Genomic DNA, 16,424 nt, shown 5'->3' on the forward strand with positions numbered 1-16,424 from the left:
CCCGGGCCGCTGACCGGCCGGTCAGGGCGGCGGTGGCGGCTGCGTACGATGCGGGGTCGGGCATCGTCACGGCGGAGGTATCGGTAGATGGCAGGCCAGCACGAGGGCTTCGCTCTCGGTGTCGACCTCGGTACGTCCAACACGGTGGCGGTGCTCCGCTGGCCCGACGGGCGCACCCGGCCGTTGCTCGTGGACGGTCAGCCGATCCTGCCCTCCGGTGTGTACGCCGACCCGGACGGCGGGCTGCACGCGGGCCTGGACGCCCGGCGGCTCGCCCAGGCCGACCCGGCCCGGTACGAGCCGAACCCGAAGCGGCGCATCGACGAGCCGACCGTACGCCTCGGCGACCGCGACGTCGCGCCCGCGGAGCTGCTCGGTGCGGTGCTGCACGTCGTGGGGCGGACCGCGGTCGAGGCGGTCGGCTTCCTGCCGCCGGCCGTGGTCACCTGCCCGGCCGCGTGGGACGACTCCCGGCGGCAGGTGCTCGGCGACGCGCTGATGCGCGCCGGCTGGCCGCAGGCCGCCGAGCACACCCTCTCCGGCCCCACACCGCCGGGCACCCGGCTGCTGCGCGAGCCGGTGGCCGCCGCCCGCTACTACACCGAGGTGCTGCGCCGGCCGGTGCCGGTCGGCGGCGCGATCGCCGTGTTCGACTTCGGCGGCGGCACCCTCGACGTCGCCGTGGTCCGCAACGAGGGCGCCGACCCGTGGGGTGACTCCGGCTTCACCGTGATCTCCTGCGGCGGGCTGCCGGACCTCGGTGGCCTCGACGTCGACGCGGCGCTCGTCGCCCGGGTGGGCGAGCTGGTGGCCGACCGGCACCCGCAGCGGTGGGCGCGGCTGACCGCCCCCGCCGACGCGGTGGGGCGCCGCGACGCCATCGCGCTCTGGGAGGCCGTACGCGGCGCGAAGGAGCTGCTCTCGCGCGGCAGCGTGGCGCCGGTGGCGGTGCCCGGGGTGGCCGAGCCGGTGCGGCTGACCCGCGAGGACGTGGAGCACGCCGCCCGGCCCCTGCTGGAACGGGCCGTGTCCGCCGCGCGGGAGGTGATCGCCGAGGCGGGCCTCACGCCCGACCGGCTCGCCGGGCTCTTCCTCGTCGGCGGTTCCTCCCGTATCCCGCTCGTGGCCCGGATGCTCCACGCCGACCTGGGGATCGCGCCCACCGTCCTCGAACAGCCGGAACTTCCGGTGGCCGAGGGCGCGCTGACCGACCTGCCGCTGCGCCGGCGCGACGCGTCACCGTACGCCGTCGCGGCCCCGGCGGCGCCGCCCGGCAGCCCGGCCGCCGGGGCGCAGCAGCCGCCCGGCGCGCCGGCACCGGGCGAGGCGGCACCGGCCGCCGCGCCCGCGCCGGGGACCGCCACGCGGCCGGAGGGCGTCCCGGCGTTCGCCCCGGGCAGCGCCCCGGTGCCCGCCGCCGCGGCCGGTGCGCCCGGCCCGGCCGCCACGCTCCTCGACGCCGGCGTTCCCGGCCCGGGCGCCGGCGTCACCCTGCCGGACGCCGGGACGCCGGGCCGGACCCTCGTCGACGCCGGCCCCACCCTGCCGGGTGCGCCGGCCCCGGCGGGCCCGCCGCCGTCGTACCCGCACGTGGCCCCGCCGCACGCGCCCGCGAGCGCCGCCCCCGGGAGCCCGGCACCGGCGTACGCCCCCGCGAGCGCCGTCCCGGCGAGCCCGGCCCCGCCGTACGGCCCCGCGAGCGCCGCCCCGGCGAGCCCCGGCCCGGCGTACGCGCCGGCCGGCCCCGCTCCGGCGTACGCCCCGGGCGGCCCCCGGCCGGCTTTCTCGGGGGCGCGGGCCGGCCGGCGGCGGGCCTGGTGGGTGGCCCTCGGGGCCGTGGTCGCCCTTGCCGGGGTGGCCACCGCGGCGGTGCTCTACCTGACCCGGGACCGCTACCCGGGGCTGGAGTTCGACTCGCTCACGGAGGTCGAGCGCCCGGCGGCCGGGGACGAGCGCCCCTCCGGCATGTGGACGGCCGTGCTGAGGGACCGTGCCTACCTGGCGTTCCCCGGCGCCGACCGCCGGCTCGTGGTGACCGCCGTGGAGGCCGGGACGGGAAAGCGGCTGTGGCGCGAGCCGACCGGCGTCACCGCCGCCGACTGGGACCGGCTGGTCGCGGTCCCCGGCGCCGTGGTCGCGTTCGCCGACGCCCCGGGCACCAGCACTCCGCGCGACATGGTGGTGCTGGACGGCGGCTCCGGCACGCAACGCTGGAGCCGACCCGTCCGCGGCGACGACGAGGTCTACTTCACCGACCGGACGGCGGTCCTGGTGGACCGGACGGAGAAGCGGGTCGTCGGCCTCGACCTGCGCACCGGCCGGGAGGCGTGGAGCCGGCCCAATCCCCGCGACCAGTACGACGGCGCCCGCACCACCGTGCTGCCGGTGCACACCGACGAGGCGGCGGCCGGTCCCGCGTACCTCGACGGTGGGCCGCGCGACCCGTGGCAGGGGGAGGGACGCCGGCTGGTCCAGGTCGGCGCCGACCGCTCCGTGCGGGTGCTCGACATGGACAGCGGGGGGATCGTCGGCCAGCGGGGCAACGTCGCGGACCTCGACGACCTCGTCGTGGCACACGAGGACCGGCTCTACGTGGCCGCCGACGAGGGCGGCTACCAGCTGCTCGCGTACGACCTGACGGCGCTCTCGGCGGAGCCGGTGGTGCTCTACCGCGCCCCCGACGAGCGCCGCCGGCCGAAGGCGCTCGTGGCCTGCGGCGAACACCGGGCCTGCCTGCTGGAGGTGCCCGACGGGAAGGCCGAGGAGACGACCGTGGTGGCGGCGGCCGAGGGGAAGGCCGCGAAGAGCTGGGGCGCGCCGGACGCCACGGTGCTCGTGCCGCTGGGCGAGCGGCTGCTCGTCCGCACCGGCGACTCGTCGGCGACCAGCACCCTGTTCGACGCGACGGGCACGCCGCTGCTGCGCGACCGGCGCGGCGTCGCGGCCCGGCTCGACGCCGGGAACCTGCTGGTCTTCGACAAGCCGCCGAGCACCTTCGAGGACGACCGCAGCCTCGCGGGCGTGTGGGCCGAGAACGGCGAGGTGGCCGCGGAGCTGGGCCAGCTTCCCGGCGTACGCAGCAGCAGCTGCTCCTGGAACACCCGGGTCATCGTCTGCGGCGCCGAGAAGGACTTCGTCATCTACCGTTTCGCACCGGACTGACGCGAGGGCGTGGCCTTTTCGCGCCCGACGTGGCATCGTCACGCCCGGCAGGGGTAGGCGGACGGGTGACGACGGACGCCTTCGAGTTTGTGGATGTGAGTGACCGCGTGAGATGCCCCCTACCGATCCTGGGCGCGGGTCCCGCCGCCGGGAAGGTGACGTTGCCGCCGGAGTCGGTGCGGACGACCGTGGCGACACGGCGGCAGCGCTGGGCGGTGGAGACGATGGCCGTGGCGCCGCACGACCGGGTGCTGGAGATCGGCTGCGGCCGGGGCGCCGCCGTCTCGCTGGTCGCCGAGCGGCTCACGACCGGCACCATCGTCGCGATCGACCGTTCGGCGACGATGGTGCGGCTGGCCACGGAACGCAACGCCGACCACGTCCGCGCCGGCCGGGCCCAGATCCGGCGTGCCGCGTTCGAGTCCGCCGAGCTGCCGGAGCGCCACTTCACCAAGATCTTCGCGGTGAACGTCAACCTGTTCTGGCTGGGCGCGGAGGCCGCGCAGATCGACCGGATGACGACGTTGCTCGCCCCGGGCGGCGCGCTCTACGTGTTCGGCGAGCGCCCCGAGTCCGCGAGCCCGACGGCGATCGTCACCTCGGTCGAGGGCCTGCTGCGCGCGCACGGCTTCGCGACGGCCACCACCGTCGCGCGCAGCGGCGCGGGGCGGGTGCTCACCTGCGTGGCCGGCACGCCGGTGCGGTGACGGGCCGCCCGGCCACCCCGGGCGGGTGGCCGGGCGGGCGCGAGGTCACTCCCGGTCCAGGACGATCAGCTCGGCGTCGTGGTCCGGCGTCCAGGTCACCGGCAGCCCGACGGCGGTGAGGTGGCTGCCGGAGTAGCGGCGCTCGCCGTGCCGGTAGCCCGCGTCGGGGTCGAGGCCGCGCAGCGGCAGCCGCACGGGACGCGACGGCAGGAGCCCCGGGCCGTCGGACCGGCCCGTGTGCCAGGCCAGCACGACGACGCGCCGCCGGTCCGGTGAGGTGTACTGGACGGCGCAGCGGGGCTGGTCCGGCCCGCCGACGAGGTGCACGTCGCCGTGCGTGATGACCTCGCGGACGTCCTTGTAGCGGGCGATCCACCCGGCCGCCTCGGCGCGCTGCTCCGGCGTCCACCGCCGGATGTCCGCGCCGACGCCGAGCACACCGGCCATGGCCAGCACGAACCGGAACGCCAGCGACCGCGGGCGCGGATCGAACAGCCCCGGCGCGTCGGTCACCCAGGAGCTGAGCAGGTGCGGGGCGTTGGCGTGCAGGAAGCCGTACTGGATGGCGAGCCGGTCCAGGGGGCCGGTGTTGTCGCTGGGCCAGAAGATGTCGGCCCGCGCCGCCATGGCCAGGTCGGTTCGGGCGCCGCCGCCGGCGCACGACTCGACGAGCACGTGCGGGTGGTCCCGGCGCAGCCGCTCGTAGATGCGGTGCAGGTTGGTCACGTGCGCCCCGTCGAGGTCGCGCGGCCCGTCCGCGCCGACGCGGCCGGGCTCGGTCCGCGGCCGGTTGAAGTCCCACTTCAGGTACGCGATGTCGTACCGGCGCAGCAGGCCGTCGAGGGTGGAGTGGACGAACTCGGCGACGTCGGGCCGGCCGAGGTCGAGCAGGTACTGGTTGCGGATCGGGGTGAGCGGCCGCCCGTCGACCTGGTACACCCAGTCGGGGTGCTCGGCGTACAGCCGCGACCGGGGGTTGACGCACTCCGGTTCCACCCAGAGCCCGAACCGCAGCCCGAGCGCGCGGATCTCGGCGACGAACGCCTCGAAGCCGTCGGGGAAGCCCGCCGGGTCCGGCGTCCAGTCGCCGAGGCCGGCGGTGTCGTCGTCGCGGCCCACGAACCAGCCGTCGTCGACCACGAACGTCTCCACGCCGAGGTCGGCGGCGATCCGGGCGAGTTCGAGCTGGCTCTTCGCGTCGACCGCGAAGTACGTCGCCTCCCACGAGTTGTAGAGCACCGGCCGCGGGGTGAGCCGGTCCCCGGCGAGGAGCCGCTGGTAGCGGTGCCAGACCCGGGCCAGCCCGTCCAGCCCGTCGGGGCTGTACGCGCCGACCACCTCCGGCAGCGTGAGATCCCCGCCCGGTGGCAGCTCCAGCGGCCCGTCCGGCAGCCGGCGGCCGGCCCGGACCCGGGTCAGCCCGCCCGTGTCGCGCTCCGCGGTGATCTCCCACGAGCCGGTCCACGCGACCGCCACGCTCCACACCGACCCGTCCGGCTCGGCCCGGTCCCGCACGGCCAGCCACGGCACGTGCAGGTGGCCGGGCACCCCCTGGCTGCTGCCGATCGTGAACGCCCCGTGGCCGAGGTCGACGTGGTCGAGCTGGAACTCCTGCGCCCACTGGCCCCACTGGTGGCTGAGCAGCGCGCCGTGCGGCGTCGGCACGCAGAACCCGGCCGAGCCGGCGCGGACCAGCCGCAGCGGCGCCGCGCCGGTGTTGGTGAGCTCCACCCAGCGGCGTACGACGTCGGCGCCGGCCGGCACGGCGTAGCGCAGCACGGCGCGGAGCCCGGTGACCGGATCGTCGAACGTGACGGCGAGCGTTCCGGCGGCCGGGTCGTGCGCCGCGCCGGTGAAGCCGAAGCCCACCCGCCGGTGCCCGGTCGCCGTCTCCACCACCAGGTCGGCGCCGGTGAAGGGGCGGTCGGCGTCGGTGGCGTACTCGACGGGGGCGGCGTCGCCCGCGGTGAGGAACGGCACCGGCCCGTCGTACGCGACGGGGGAGGGCCCGTCGGCGACGCCGTGCGGCCCCCACGCGACGAGTTCCAGCCAGCGTCCGTGCGCCGGCACGGTCACCGCGTACTCGGTGTGCGCGCCGCGCAGCGCCCACCGCCGCGCGTCCCCGCTCACTTGACCGCCCCGATCGCCAGCCCGGAGATGAAGTGCCGCTGGAAGCGCAGGAAGACCGCGACGGTCGGCACCGCCGCGATCACCGTGCCGGCGGCGATCACGTTCCACGAGGAGACGAACTGGCCCTGGAGCGCGAGCAGCGCCGGGGTGACCGGCATCCGGTCGTCGGTGCGCAGCACGGTGATCGCCCACAGCAGGTCGTTGAAGATCCAGGTGAACGACAGCGCCCCGAGGGCGGCCAGCGCCGGCCGGGTCAGCGGCAGCATCACACGGGCGAAGATCTGCGCCGGCCCCGCGCCGTCGATGGTCGCCGCCTCCTGGATCTCGCCGGGCAGGTCCCGCATGAAGCCGTGCAGCACGAACGTGTAGAAGCCGAGCCCGAAGCCGACCTGCACGGCGATCAGCGCCCAGAGCGTGTCGTACAGGCCGGTGAGCTCGCTGAACTTCTGCACGGGGATGAGCAGGATCTGCGGCGGCAGCAGGTTGCCGGCGAGCATCAGCAGCAGGATGGTCCGCCGCCCGGGGATCCGGTAGCGGCTCAGCGCGTACGCGGCGACGGCGGCCAGCCCGAGGCTCAGCAGCACCGACGGGACCGTCACCAGCAGGCTGTTGACCAGCGCGCGCAGCTCGCCGCCGTCGGTCCAGGCCTGCCGGTACGTGTCGAGGGTGAACGAGTGCGGCAGGCTGCCCACGCCGTTGGTGGCGATGTCGTCGAAGCTGCGGACGGACATGACCACGACCCAGAGCACCGGGGCGAGCCAGAGCAGCGAGAGCAGCGTCATCCCGGTGTGGAAGGTGCCGGTGCGCAGCTTGCGGATCACGCTTCCTCCCGGAACGCGCGGACGAGGTAGCCGAGGATGACGGCGAGGGCGAGCACGAAGATCACCACGGCGATGGCCGAGGCGTACCCGAGCCGCAGACTCTGGAAGGCGGCCGAGTACATGTACGTGCTGAGCAGCTCCGACGAGTGGTAGGGGCCGCCACGGGTCAGCGACCACACGATGTCGAACGAGCGCAGCGAGTCGATGACGATGACCGACAGCACGACCGCGTTGACGCCCTTGAGCTGGGGGATCGTCACGCGCCAGAGCCGCTGCCAGCCGTTGGCTCCGTCGACCCGGGCGGCCTCGTGCAGCGCCGGGTCGATGGCCTTGAGCCCGGCCAGGAAGAGCACCATGACGTAGCCGATCTGCCGCCACAGCGCCGGCAGGATCACCGCGTACAGCGCGGTCTGCGGGTCGGCGAGCCAGGCCCGGACGAGGTGCTCCAGTCCGACGGCGCGCAGGATCTGGTCGGCCACGCCGTCGGGCTGGTAGAAGACCCGCCACACCAGCGCGGTCACCACCAGCGAGAAGACGACCGGCGTGAACAGCGCCGCCCGGTAGAAGCCGACCCCGCGCCGTTCGCGTTGCAGCAGCAGCGCCATCCCGAAGCCGCCCACGACGGAGAGCCCGCCGAAGAGCACCAGCCAGATGACCGTGTTGACGAGGGCGCCACGGAAGGTGGCGTCCCCGGCCAGCTCGGCGTAGTTGTCGATGCCGATGAACTCGGGCGGCGTCTGGCCGTCCCAACTGGTCAGCGAGAACCAGAAGCCCTGCAGCGCCGGCCAGAACACCCAGATGCTCTCGACCGCGAAGGGCACCAGCACGAACGCCACCAGCAGCGGCGACAGTCGCTGCGACCGTCGCCGTCGCCGGGGTGTGCCGGCCACCGTGGACGTTTCCGTCCCGGCTGTCTCGGCGATGGTGGACACGCTCACGTCAGCCCTTGAAGACCTTCTCGGCGCCCGCCTGCCACTCGCGCAGGATCGCGTCGATCTGGTCGGGCTTGTCCATGAACTTGGTCAGCGCGGTGTCGGCCGTCGGCTGGAGCGCGTCGCTGGAGTCGCGGTTGAAGAACTGGGTCAGCTCGGCGGCGCTCGCCAGCATCGCCTTGCCCTTGCTCACCAGCGGCGAGTCGGCGGCCTTCGCCTTCGGGTGGACGGGGAGCACGATGCCCGAACTCGACCGGACGTACTCCTCCTGCGCCTCGGCCGTGGTGAAGTACGTGAGCAGCGCCTTCGTGCCGTCGGGGTTGCGGGTCTTGGCGCTGGCGAAGAAGCCGTCGGTGGGCGCCTCCTCGGCGACCGGCACCGCGGGATCGATGATCGGGAAGCGGAAGAAGTCCAGGTCGCCGAGGGCGTCCTTGGGCGCCGCGTCGGCGAAGAACGTGCCGATGAGGAACATGCCGGTCTTGCCGGCCAGCAGCGCGGTGGTCGCCTCCTGGAAGGGGTACGCCTTGCCCTTCGGGTCGAAGTACGGCAGCACCTCGCGCCAGCGGGTGAAGACCGCCTTGACCTTCGGGTCGTCGAAGCGCTGGCGGCCGGCGAGCAGGTCGCGGTGGAACGGGGCGCCGTTGATGCGGATGTTCAGGTAGTCGAACCAGGCGGAGGCCACCCAGGGGGTGTCGCCGAGGCCGATGCCGATCGGGGGGACGCCCTTGCCCTTGAGGGTCTCGCAGAGCGCGAGGAAGTCGGCCCAGGTCTTCGGCTCCTGCACGCCCCACTTCGCGAAGTTGCTCTTGCGGTAGAAGAAGCCCCACCAGTAGTTGGTCATCGGTACGAAGACCTGCTTGCCGGTGGCGTCGGTGGAGAGCGTCCGCAGCGACTGCGGATACTCGCCGAGCCCCTGCCAGACGTCGGAGACGTCGAGGAGCAGCCCCTTGCTGGCGTAGTCGTTGGCCACCGAGCCCGCGTACCACGTGTACACGTCCGGCGGGTTCGCCGACGTGAGGTAGGTCGGCAGCTGGGTGCGGAAGGTCTCGGAGGCGATGGTGTTGACCGTCGCCGTGCCCTTGCCCTGCTTGTTGAAGGTCTCGATCAGCTTCTCGATCGCCGTCTTGGCCTGCGGCGAGGAGAGGTTGGACTGAAGGGTGACGGCGCCGGAGGAGCCGCCCTTGGCCGGTCCGCTGGCGGAGCTGGCGCACGCGCTCAGAAGCGAACCGGCGCCGAGCGCGCCCAGGCCGGCGAGGCCGAGGTTGCCGAGGAATCGGCGGCGACCGGGATCGAAGTCGGTCACGGGAGGTCCCTTCCTCATCGACACGCCGCCGCGCGGGCTCTGTGTCGGTCCTGTTAACGGTGTGACCAGAAGGTTGCATCCGGCCCGCTCCGGCTGTCAAGATGTATTCGTAATTAATGGTTAAACGACTCCGAGGTGGTCGATGGGTCCCCACGCGCGCCGGTTCGACGGCAGGACAGCGGTGGTCACCGGCGCCCACGGGGGGATCGGCGCCGCGGTCGCGCGCCGGCTCGCCGCCGAGGGCGCCCGCGTCGCCCTGCTCGACGTCCGCGATCCCGCGCCGGTCGCCGAGGAGTTGACCGCCGCCGGCGGGCAGGCGCTCGCCGTCGTGGCCGACGTGTCCGACGAGGCGGACTGGGCCGCCGCCGTCGAGGCGGTGCGCGCCCGGCTCGGCCCCGTGGACATCCTCGTCAACAACGCGTACGCCGTCGAGGTGGCACCCGCGCACCGGACCAGCCGGGCGTCGTGGGACCACCAGCTCGGGGTCAGCCTCACGGGCGCGTTCCTCGGCGTACGGGCCTGTCTGGACGACCTGCTCGCGCGCTCCGGCGCGGTCGTGCTGGTCTCCTCGGTGCACGCGCTGGTCGGGCTGCCGGGCCGGCCGGCGTACGCCGCCGCGAAGGGCGCGCTCGTCGCCCTCGGCCGCCAACTGGCCGTCGAGTACGGGCCGCGGGTGCGGGTCAACAGCGTCCTGCCCGGCCCCATCCTCACCGGCGCCTGGGACGGCATCGGGGAGGAGGACCGCCGCCGCAGCGTCGCCGAGACGGTCGCCAAGCGGTTCGGCACGCCCGAGGAGGTCGCCGCCGCGGTGGCGTTCCTCGCCTCGCCGGACGCCGCGTACGTCACGGGCACGAGCCTCGTGGTGGACGGCGGCTGGACCGCGGTGAAAGCCTCGGCCTGAACAGATCGAGACCGACGAGCGAAGAAGGCGCGAAGAGCATTGGCACAGTACGCAGGCCGTGGCGTCCACGGACAGACCGTCGAGGTGATCGCCCGGCGCATCCTCACCGGCGAGATCGCCGAGGGCGCCACCCTGAACATCGCCGCGCTCCAGGAGGAGCTGGACGTCAGCCTCACGGCCCTCCGCGAGGCGCTCAAGGTGCTCTCCGCGAAGGGCATCGTGGACGCCCGGCAGAAGCGCGGCACCTTCGTACGGCCCCGCGCCGACTGGAACCTGCTCGACGGCGACGTGATCCGCTGGCAGTTCGCCGACGGCGCCGACCCGCTGCTCATCGACCAGCTCCACGAGGTGCGCGGCATCATCGAGCCGGCGGCCGCGCGCCTGGCCGCCGCCCGCGCCACCGACGAGGACGTGGCGGCCCTCGACGCCGCGCTGGGGGAGATGACCGACGCGCACGGCGATCCGGTCGCCGCCGTCGAGGCCGACCTCGCGTTCCACCGCGCGCTGCTGGCCGCCACCCACAACGAGCTGCTGGTCCGCATGGAGGTGGTGATGAAGACCGGGCTCGCCGAGCGCGACCGGCTGGTCCACGGCCGCGACAGCGACGACGACCCCGTCCCCAGCCACCGCGCCGTGGTCGACGCGATCCGCGCCGGGGACGAGGGCGCGGCCGAGTGCGCCATGCGGGACCTGCTCGCCAAGGCCGTCCGGGACGTGGAGAAGGTCCGCGGCGGGGCGGCGCGGTGAACGCGCGGAGTGAGCTGACGAGCCCCGCGGTCACCGGCGAAGGCGGCGCGGTGCGCGCGCGGACTGCGAGCCCGGCGGTCCCGGACGGGCGGCGGGTCCGGTGAAGATCGCACGGATCGAGACCTTCCTGGTCCCGCCGCGGTGGCTGTTCTGTCGCGTGGAGACGGACACGGGCCTGGTCGGCTGGGGCGAGCCCGTGGTGGAGGGCCGCGCCGAGGTGGTCCGCACGGCGGTCGAGGTGCTCGCCGAGTACCTCCTCGGCGAGGACCCGCTGCGGGTCGAGCAGCACTGGCAGGTGCTCACGAAGGGCGGCTTCTACCGGGGCGGCCCGGTGCTCTCCAGCGCCGTGGCCGGGCTCGACCAGGCACTGTGGGACATCGCCGGGCAGGCGTACGGGGTGCCGGTGCACGCCCTGCTCGGCGGCCCGGTCCGCGACCGGGTCCGCATCTACTCCTGGGTGGGCGGCGACGAGCCCGGTGAGATCGCCGACGCGGCGGCCGCGCAGGTGGCGGCCGGGCTCACCGGGCTGAAGATGAACGCCTGCGGCCAGCTCTCCCCGATCCCCACGCCGGCCGAGATCGACGCGGTGGTCGCCCGGGTGGCCGCCGCCCGGGCGGTGCTCGGCGACGAGCGGGACATCGCGCTGGACTTCCACGGCCGGGCCGGGCTCGCCGCCGTACGCCGCATCCTGCCGGAGCTGGCGCCGCTGCGCCCGTTCTTCGTCGAGGAGCCCCTGCTCCCGGACCAGGCCCACCACCTGCGCGACGTGGTCACCTGCTCGCCGGTGCCGGTCGCCACCGGCGAACGGCTCTACGGCCGGTCGGAGTTCCTCGCGCCGCTGCAGGCCGGCGTGTCGGTGGTGCAGCCGGACCTCTCGCACGCCGGGGGCATCTCCGAGGTACGGCGGATCGCCGCGCTCGCCGAGACGTACGGCGCGCTGCTCGCCCCGCACTGCCCGCTCGGCCCCATCGCGCTCGCGGCCAGCCTCCAGGTGGCCTTCGCGACACCGAACTTCCTCATCCAGGAGCAGAGCATCGGCATCCACTACCACGCCGGCTCGGAGCTGCTGGACTACCTGGTCGACCCGGAACCGTTCCGGTTCGTGGACGGGCACATCCTCCGGTTCGACCGGCCCGGGCTCGGCATCACCATCGACGAGGCGGCGGTCCGTCGGGCCGGGGAGTCCCCGCACGCCTGGCGCAACCCGGTCTGGCGCCACCCCGACGGCTCCTTCGCCGAATGGTGAGCGCACCGGCGACGCCCTCCGGTGCGGTTCCACCGGGGACGGTGCCGCTGCGGGTGGACGTCGACACGGCGTTGGGCGGGCGCTGGACGAGCCTGTGCGGCGGCGGGAGGGAGTGGCTCTGGCGGGGGCCGGAGCCGGGCCGCGACACGGTGTCGCCGGGCGCGGCGTTCGTGGACGCCGGCGGGCTGGAGGAGTGCGTGCCCACCGTGCGGGGCACGCCCGACCACGGGGACGCCTGGTCCCGGCCGTGGCGCGACACCGGCCCCGGCGAGGCGGTCGTCGAGTGCCCGCGCTTCACCCTCACCCGCCGGATCGCCGTACGCTCCGGGGCCGTCGTGGCCGACTACCGTCTCGCCGCCGACCCCGGCTACCGGTTCCTCTGGGCGGCGCACGCCCTGCTCGACCTGTCGCCGGCCGCCCGCCTGGACGCGCCCGCCGGCACCCCGACCCGGCTGCATCCGGAGGCCGCCGCGTCGCTGCCGCCCGGTGCGTGGCCGTCGGGACGGCCCTGGCTGACCGGTGACTGGCCGGCGCCGGCCGGGCTGGCGCTGGACGCGCTCGGTCCCGACGACGGCACCGCCGTCGGCGCGGTGCTCGTGGGCTGCTCCCGGGTCCGGGTCGTCGACCCGCCCGACGCGCTGACGTTCGAGCTGGAGTGCGCCGACCAGCCTCGTGGCCTCGGGCTCTGGCGCAACCTGCGGGGCTGGCCCGAGGGCCGCCCCTACCGCAGCGTCGGCGTCGAACCGATGCTCGGCGCGGCCTTCGACCTGGCCGACGCCGGGCCGGACGACGCCGCGACCGTGCCGTCCACCGGGGAGGTCGCCTGGCGGCTGACCGTCTCCGCCCACCGGCCGGCCACCGCACCGGACCGGCCCGCCCCGGGTGTCCCGCCGCGCCACGAGGAGGAGAGATGGAGCTGACCGAGCCGACCGCGTGGAGCGACGACCGGTTGGAGCTGGGCGAGGGAGCCCGTTGGGTGGACGACCGCCTGGTCCTCGTCGACCTGCTCGCCGGGCGGCTGCTCACCACCGACGCCGCGCGTCCCGCGCCGTTGGCCGAGCTGCTGCGGCTGGACGTGCCCCTGGGGGCGGTCGCGCCGGTGGCGGGACGGCCGGGGGAGTGGCTCGCCGCGGCCGGCACCGGCGTCGTCCGCCTGACGGCCGACGGTGGGCGGCGGCCGGTCGCCGACCTGGAGGGTGGCCGGAGCGAGCCGGCGCGGATGAACGACGGGGCCGCCGACCCGCGGGGCCGGTTCTGGGCCGGCAGCATGACGTACGCGGGGGTGCCCGGCGGCGGCTCCCTCTACCGGATGGACCCGGGCGCCGCCCCGGTGCCGGTGGTGACCGGGCTGACGATCGCCAACGGTCCCGCGTTCGACGGCGCCGGCGCCACCCTGTACCTCGCCGACACCCCGCGCGGGCACGTCGACCGTTTCACCGTCGACCCCGCCACGGGGGCGCTCGGCGACCGTGCGCCGTTCCTGCGGCTCGACCCCGCCGAGGGCGCACCGGACGGCATGACGGTGGACGCGGAGGACCACCTCTGGGTGGCGCTGTGGGGCGGCGCCGCGGTGCGCCGCTACCGGCCGGACGGCACGCTGGACCGCGAGGTCCGGCTGCCCGCCGCGCAGCCGACGAGCGTCTGCCTCGGCGGGCCGGGCCTGCACCGGCTGTTCGTGACCACCGCCCGGTACGGCCTGGCCGACCCGGGGCCGCTCGACGGCGCGCTGCTCGCCGTGGACGTGCCGGTCGCCGGACGCCCCGCCGCGCCGGTCGCCGCCGGCTGACCGTGGACGCCCGCGCCGGTGCCCGGCGGGGTGACGCCGCCCCGGGTGACGGCGGTCGCCGCGCCGGCGTCCGCCCGCGGCCGCGACCCGGCCGGACCGTACGATGCGCCCCGTGATTCTTCGGGGTGAGATCCGGGCCGACGCGCCGCTGCTGGTGCTTGCCGTGCAGGAGGAGGCCGCGCATCTCGGCGACGACCTGCCGGTGCTGCTCACCGGCATGGGCAAGGTCAACGCGGCGACCGCGGTGGCGACCGTGCTGGCGTCCGGCCCGAAACCGAGCCTGGTGCTCAACCTCGGCACCGCCGGGGCGCTGCGCCCGGGGTGGGCCGGCCTCCACGAGATCGGCACGGTGCTCCAGCACGACCTCGACACCGAGCTGCTGCGCACCCTCACCGGCCAGGTCTACGGCGCGCCGCTGACCCTCGGCACGCGGACCGCGGTGCTCGCCACCGGCGACACGTTCGTGGCCGACGAGGACGCCCGGGCCCGGCTCGCCCGCCGGGCGGACCTGGTCGACATGGAGGGGTACGCGGTGGCCTGGGCGGCGGCCCGCGCCGGCGTGCCCTGCCGGATGGTCAAGCGGGTCAGCGACGAGGCCGGCGAGGGCGCCGACCGGGCCTGGCGGGACGCCGTCGACGACTGCGCCCGGGACCTCGCCGCCTGGGTGAGACACGAGCTGCCCTGAGCGCCCCGACCCCCGCCACCCCGGCGATCATGAGGTTGGCGGGGGCGACACGCCGGTGCCGCTGCCGCTAACGTCATGATCACGCGGGTGGGAGCCGGGGGTGCGGGCGTGCGGGTACGACGGTTCGGTGGGCGCGGCCTCGCCGACGGGGGACGGGCGCGGTGAGCGGGGGCCGGCTCCTCGCGGTCAGCGACCTGCACGTGCGGTACGCCGACAACCGCGCGATCGTCGACGGGCTGCGCCCCGAGTCCGACGACGACTGGCTGATCGTCGCCGGTGACGTGGCCGAGCGCGTGGCCGACGTCCGCGACACCCTGGCGTCGCTGCGCGACCGGTTCGCCACCGTGGTCTGGGCGCCCGGCAACCACGAGCTGTGGACACTGCGCGACGATCCCGTCCCGCTGCGGGGCGAGGCCCGGTACCGGGCGCTGGTCGACATGTGCCGGGAGGTGGACGTGCACACTCCCGAGGACCCGTACCCGGTGTGGTCCGGCCCGGGCGGCCCGGTGATCGTGGCGCCCCTGTTCGTGCTCTACGACTACTCCTTCCACGCACCCGGGACGTCCACGAAGGAGGAGTCGCTGCGCCGCGCGTACGACGCCGGGGTGATCTGCACCGACGAGGTGTTGTTACACCCCGACCCGTACCCGAGCCGGGACGCCTGGTGCGCGGCCCGGGTGGCGTGGACCGAGCGGCGGCTCGCCGCCACCGACCCGACCCTGCCGACCGTGCTGGTCAACCACTTCCCGCTGGTCCGCGAGCCGACCCGGGTGCTGCGCCACCCGGAGTTCGCCCAGTGGTGCGGCACCACGCGCACGGCCGACTGGCACCTGCGCTTCCGCGCGACGGCCGTCGTCTACGGCCACCTGCACATCCCGCGGACGACCTGGCACGACGGCGTCCGCTTCGAGGAGGTGTCGTTGGGCTACCCGCGGGAGTGGCGTCCCCGCGGCACCCCCGCCCTGCCCCGGGTGGTGCTGCCCGCGCCCTGAGAGCACCGGGGCTTGTGGACCCCGCCGGCCGGGCGGATGCTGGGAACGCATCGACAATCAACGATTGATTGGAGGTCCGATGCGTCGACTCCCGCTCGTCGTCCTCGTCCTGACCGCCCTACTCGTCGGCACCCCGGCCGCCGCGCAGGCCCGGCCCGACCCGGCCGCCGCGCAGGCCCGGCCCGACCCGGCCGCCGCGGCCCGGATCCTCGCCGAGATCCACACCGCCGGCACGACCTGGGGCCTCGATCCGGCCACCGGCCGCATGACCCTCACCGTCGACGACACCGTCACCGGCCGCGACCTGGCCGCGCTGCGGGACACCGCGGCCCGGGCCGGCGCCGTGCTCCGCCACGAACCCGGGCGCCTCAGCACCCTGATCGCGGGTGGACAGGCCATCTACGGCGGCGGTGGCCGATGCTCGCTCGGCGCCAACGTACGCAGCGGCACGACCTGGTACTTCGTCACCGCCGGACACTGCGCCAGCATCGCCGGCACCTGGTACGCCGACCCCGCCGGCGCCACCGTGCTCGGCGTGCGGACCGGCAGCAGCTTCCCCGGCAACGACTACGGCGTGGTGCGCTACACCGGCACCGTCGCCCACCCGAGCGCCGTGTACACCTACCCGGGCCTGCTCACCGTCACCGGCACCGCCAGCGCCACCATCGGCCTGGCGGTCTGCCGCAGCGGGTCCACCACCGGTGTGCGGTGCGGCGTCATCACGGCGTTGAACCAGACGGTCAACTACGCCGAGGGTGCCGTGTACGGCCTCATCCGCACCAACATCTGCGCCGAACCGGGCGACAGCGGCGGCCCGCTCTACGTGGCCGCCACGGGCCGGATCATCGGTCTCCTCTCCGGCGGAAGCGGCAACTGCACCAGCGGCGGCACGAGCTTCTACCAGCCGATCGGCGAGATCCTCGCCGCGTACGGGCTGACCATCCCCTGACGGCGACCGGCCCGGGCGAGCAGGCCCCCTCCCGAGCGGACCCGGTGGAGGGGGCCCTGCCGA

14 protein-coding genes are annotated in these 16,424 nt (G+C 75.3%); 10 read left to right on the forward strand and 4 right to left on the reverse strand.

The genetic code is table 11. The annotated features are described in order from the left end of the window. The first annotated feature begins 87 nt into the window (after positions 1-87). Both OG994_RS05775 and OG994_RS05780 read left to right on the forward strand, forming a co-directional pair. Positions 88-3,162: an Hsp70 family protein gene (locus tag OG994_RS05775; protein ID WP_328852444.1), complete on the forward strand. Its 3,075-nt coding sequence runs from the start codon at positions 88-90 to the stop codon at positions 3,160-3,162. A gap of 107 nt (positions 3,163-3,269) precedes the next feature. Next, positions 3,270-3,869 carry a class I SAM-dependent methyltransferase gene (locus OG994_RS05780; protein ID WP_147427215.1) on the forward strand — a complete coding sequence of 200 codons (600 nt, stop codon included), beginning with the start codon at positions 3,270-3,272 and terminating at the stop codon, positions 3,867-3,869. Between the two features lie 45 nt (positions 3,870-3,914). On the opposite strand, the gene OG994_RS05785 is transcribed toward OG994_RS05780, so the two are convergent. The 4 genes from OG994_RS05785 to OG994_RS05800 are packed head-to-tail and all read right to left on the reverse strand — an operon-like array spanning position 3,915 to position 9,055. Next, positions 3,915-5,999 carry an alpha-galactosidase gene (locus OG994_RS05785; RefSeq protein ID WP_328852445.1) on the reverse strand — a complete coding sequence of 695 codons (2,085 nt, stop codon included), beginning with the start codon at positions 5,997-5,999 and terminating at the stop codon, positions 3,915-3,917. Further along, on the reverse strand, positions 5,996-6,820 hold the full coding sequence (locus OG994_RS05790) for a carbohydrate ABC transporter permease (protein WP_240032722.1): 825 nt from the start codon (positions 6,818-6,820) through the stop codon (positions 5,996-5,998). Before OG994_RS05790 ends, OG994_RS05785 begins: the two co-directional genes overlap by 4 nt. Next, a complete protein-coding gene (locus OG994_RS05795; RefSeq protein ID WP_328852446.1) occupies positions 6,817-7,758 on the reverse strand; it encodes a carbohydrate ABC transporter permease in 942 nt (313 codons plus the stop codon). The genes OG994_RS05790 and OG994_RS05795 overlap by 4 nt, the downstream gene beginning before the upstream one ends. Before the next feature lies 1 nt (position 7,759). After that, positions 7,760-9,055: an ABC transporter substrate-binding protein gene (locus tag OG994_RS05800; RefSeq protein WP_328852447.1), complete on the reverse strand. Its 1,296-nt coding sequence runs from the start codon at positions 9,053-9,055 to the stop codon at positions 7,760-7,762. 142 nt (positions 9,056-9,197) lie between these two features. On the opposite strand from OG994_RS05800, the gene OG994_RS05805 reads away from it, so the two are divergent. The 8 genes from OG994_RS05805 (at position 9,198) to OG994_RS05840 (ending at position 16,361) form a co-directional block, all read left to right on the forward strand. After that, a complete protein-coding gene (locus tag OG994_RS05805; protein ID WP_328852448.1) occupies positions 9,198-9,956 on the forward strand; it encodes an SDR family NAD(P)-dependent oxidoreductase in 759 nt (252 codons plus the stop codon). 39 nt (positions 9,957-9,995) lie between these two features. Continuing rightward, a complete protein-coding gene (locus tag OG994_RS05810; protein ID WP_328852449.1) occupies positions 9,996-10,703 on the forward strand; it encodes a FadR/GntR family transcriptional regulator in 708 nt (235 codons plus the stop codon). Between the two features lie 100 nt (positions 10,704-10,803). Then, on the forward strand, positions 10,804-11,949 hold the full coding sequence (dgoD, locus tag OG994_RS05815; RefSeq protein ID WP_328852450.1) for a galactonate dehydratase: 1,146 nt from the start codon (positions 10,804-10,806) through the stop codon (positions 11,947-11,949). Positions 11,950-12,002: 53 nt separating this feature from the next. After that, positions 12,003-12,869, forward strand: coding sequence for a hypothetical protein (locus OG994_RS05820; protein ID WP_328852451.1), 867 nt, complete (start codon positions 12,003-12,005; stop codon positions 12,867-12,869). Continuing rightward, entirely contained in the window at positions 12,860-13,735 is an 876-nt protein-coding gene (locus OG994_RS05825; RefSeq protein ID WP_328852452.1) for an SMP-30/gluconolactonase/LRE family protein, read from the forward strand. The genes OG994_RS05820 and OG994_RS05825 overlap by 10 nt, the downstream gene beginning before the upstream one ends. Positions 13,736-13,847: 112 nt before the next feature. Beyond that, positions 13,848-14,420 (forward strand): nucleosidase, encoded by a 573-nt coding sequence (locus OG994_RS05830; protein WP_240032720.1) that lies wholly within the window; start codon positions 13,848-13,850, stop codon positions 14,418-14,420. A 161-nt stretch (positions 14,421-14,581) separates the two neighbouring features. Further along, positions 14,582-15,412 (forward strand): metallophosphoesterase family protein, encoded by an 831-nt coding sequence (locus tag OG994_RS05835; protein ID WP_328852453.1) that lies wholly within the window; start codon positions 14,582-14,584, stop codon positions 15,410-15,412. A gap of 79 nt (positions 15,413-15,491) precedes the next feature. Beyond that, complete coding sequence (locus tag OG994_RS05840; RefSeq protein WP_328852454.1) at positions 15,492-16,361, forward strand: S1 family peptidase; 870 nt, start codon at positions 15,492-15,494, stop codon at positions 16,359-16,361. Positions 16,362-16,424 lie beyond the last annotated feature (63 nt).

It is taken from the genome of Micromonospora globbae (assembly GCF_036184225.1).
Lineage (GTDB): Bacteria > Actinomycetota > Actinomycetes > Mycobacteriales > Micromonosporaceae > Micromonospora > Micromonospora globbae.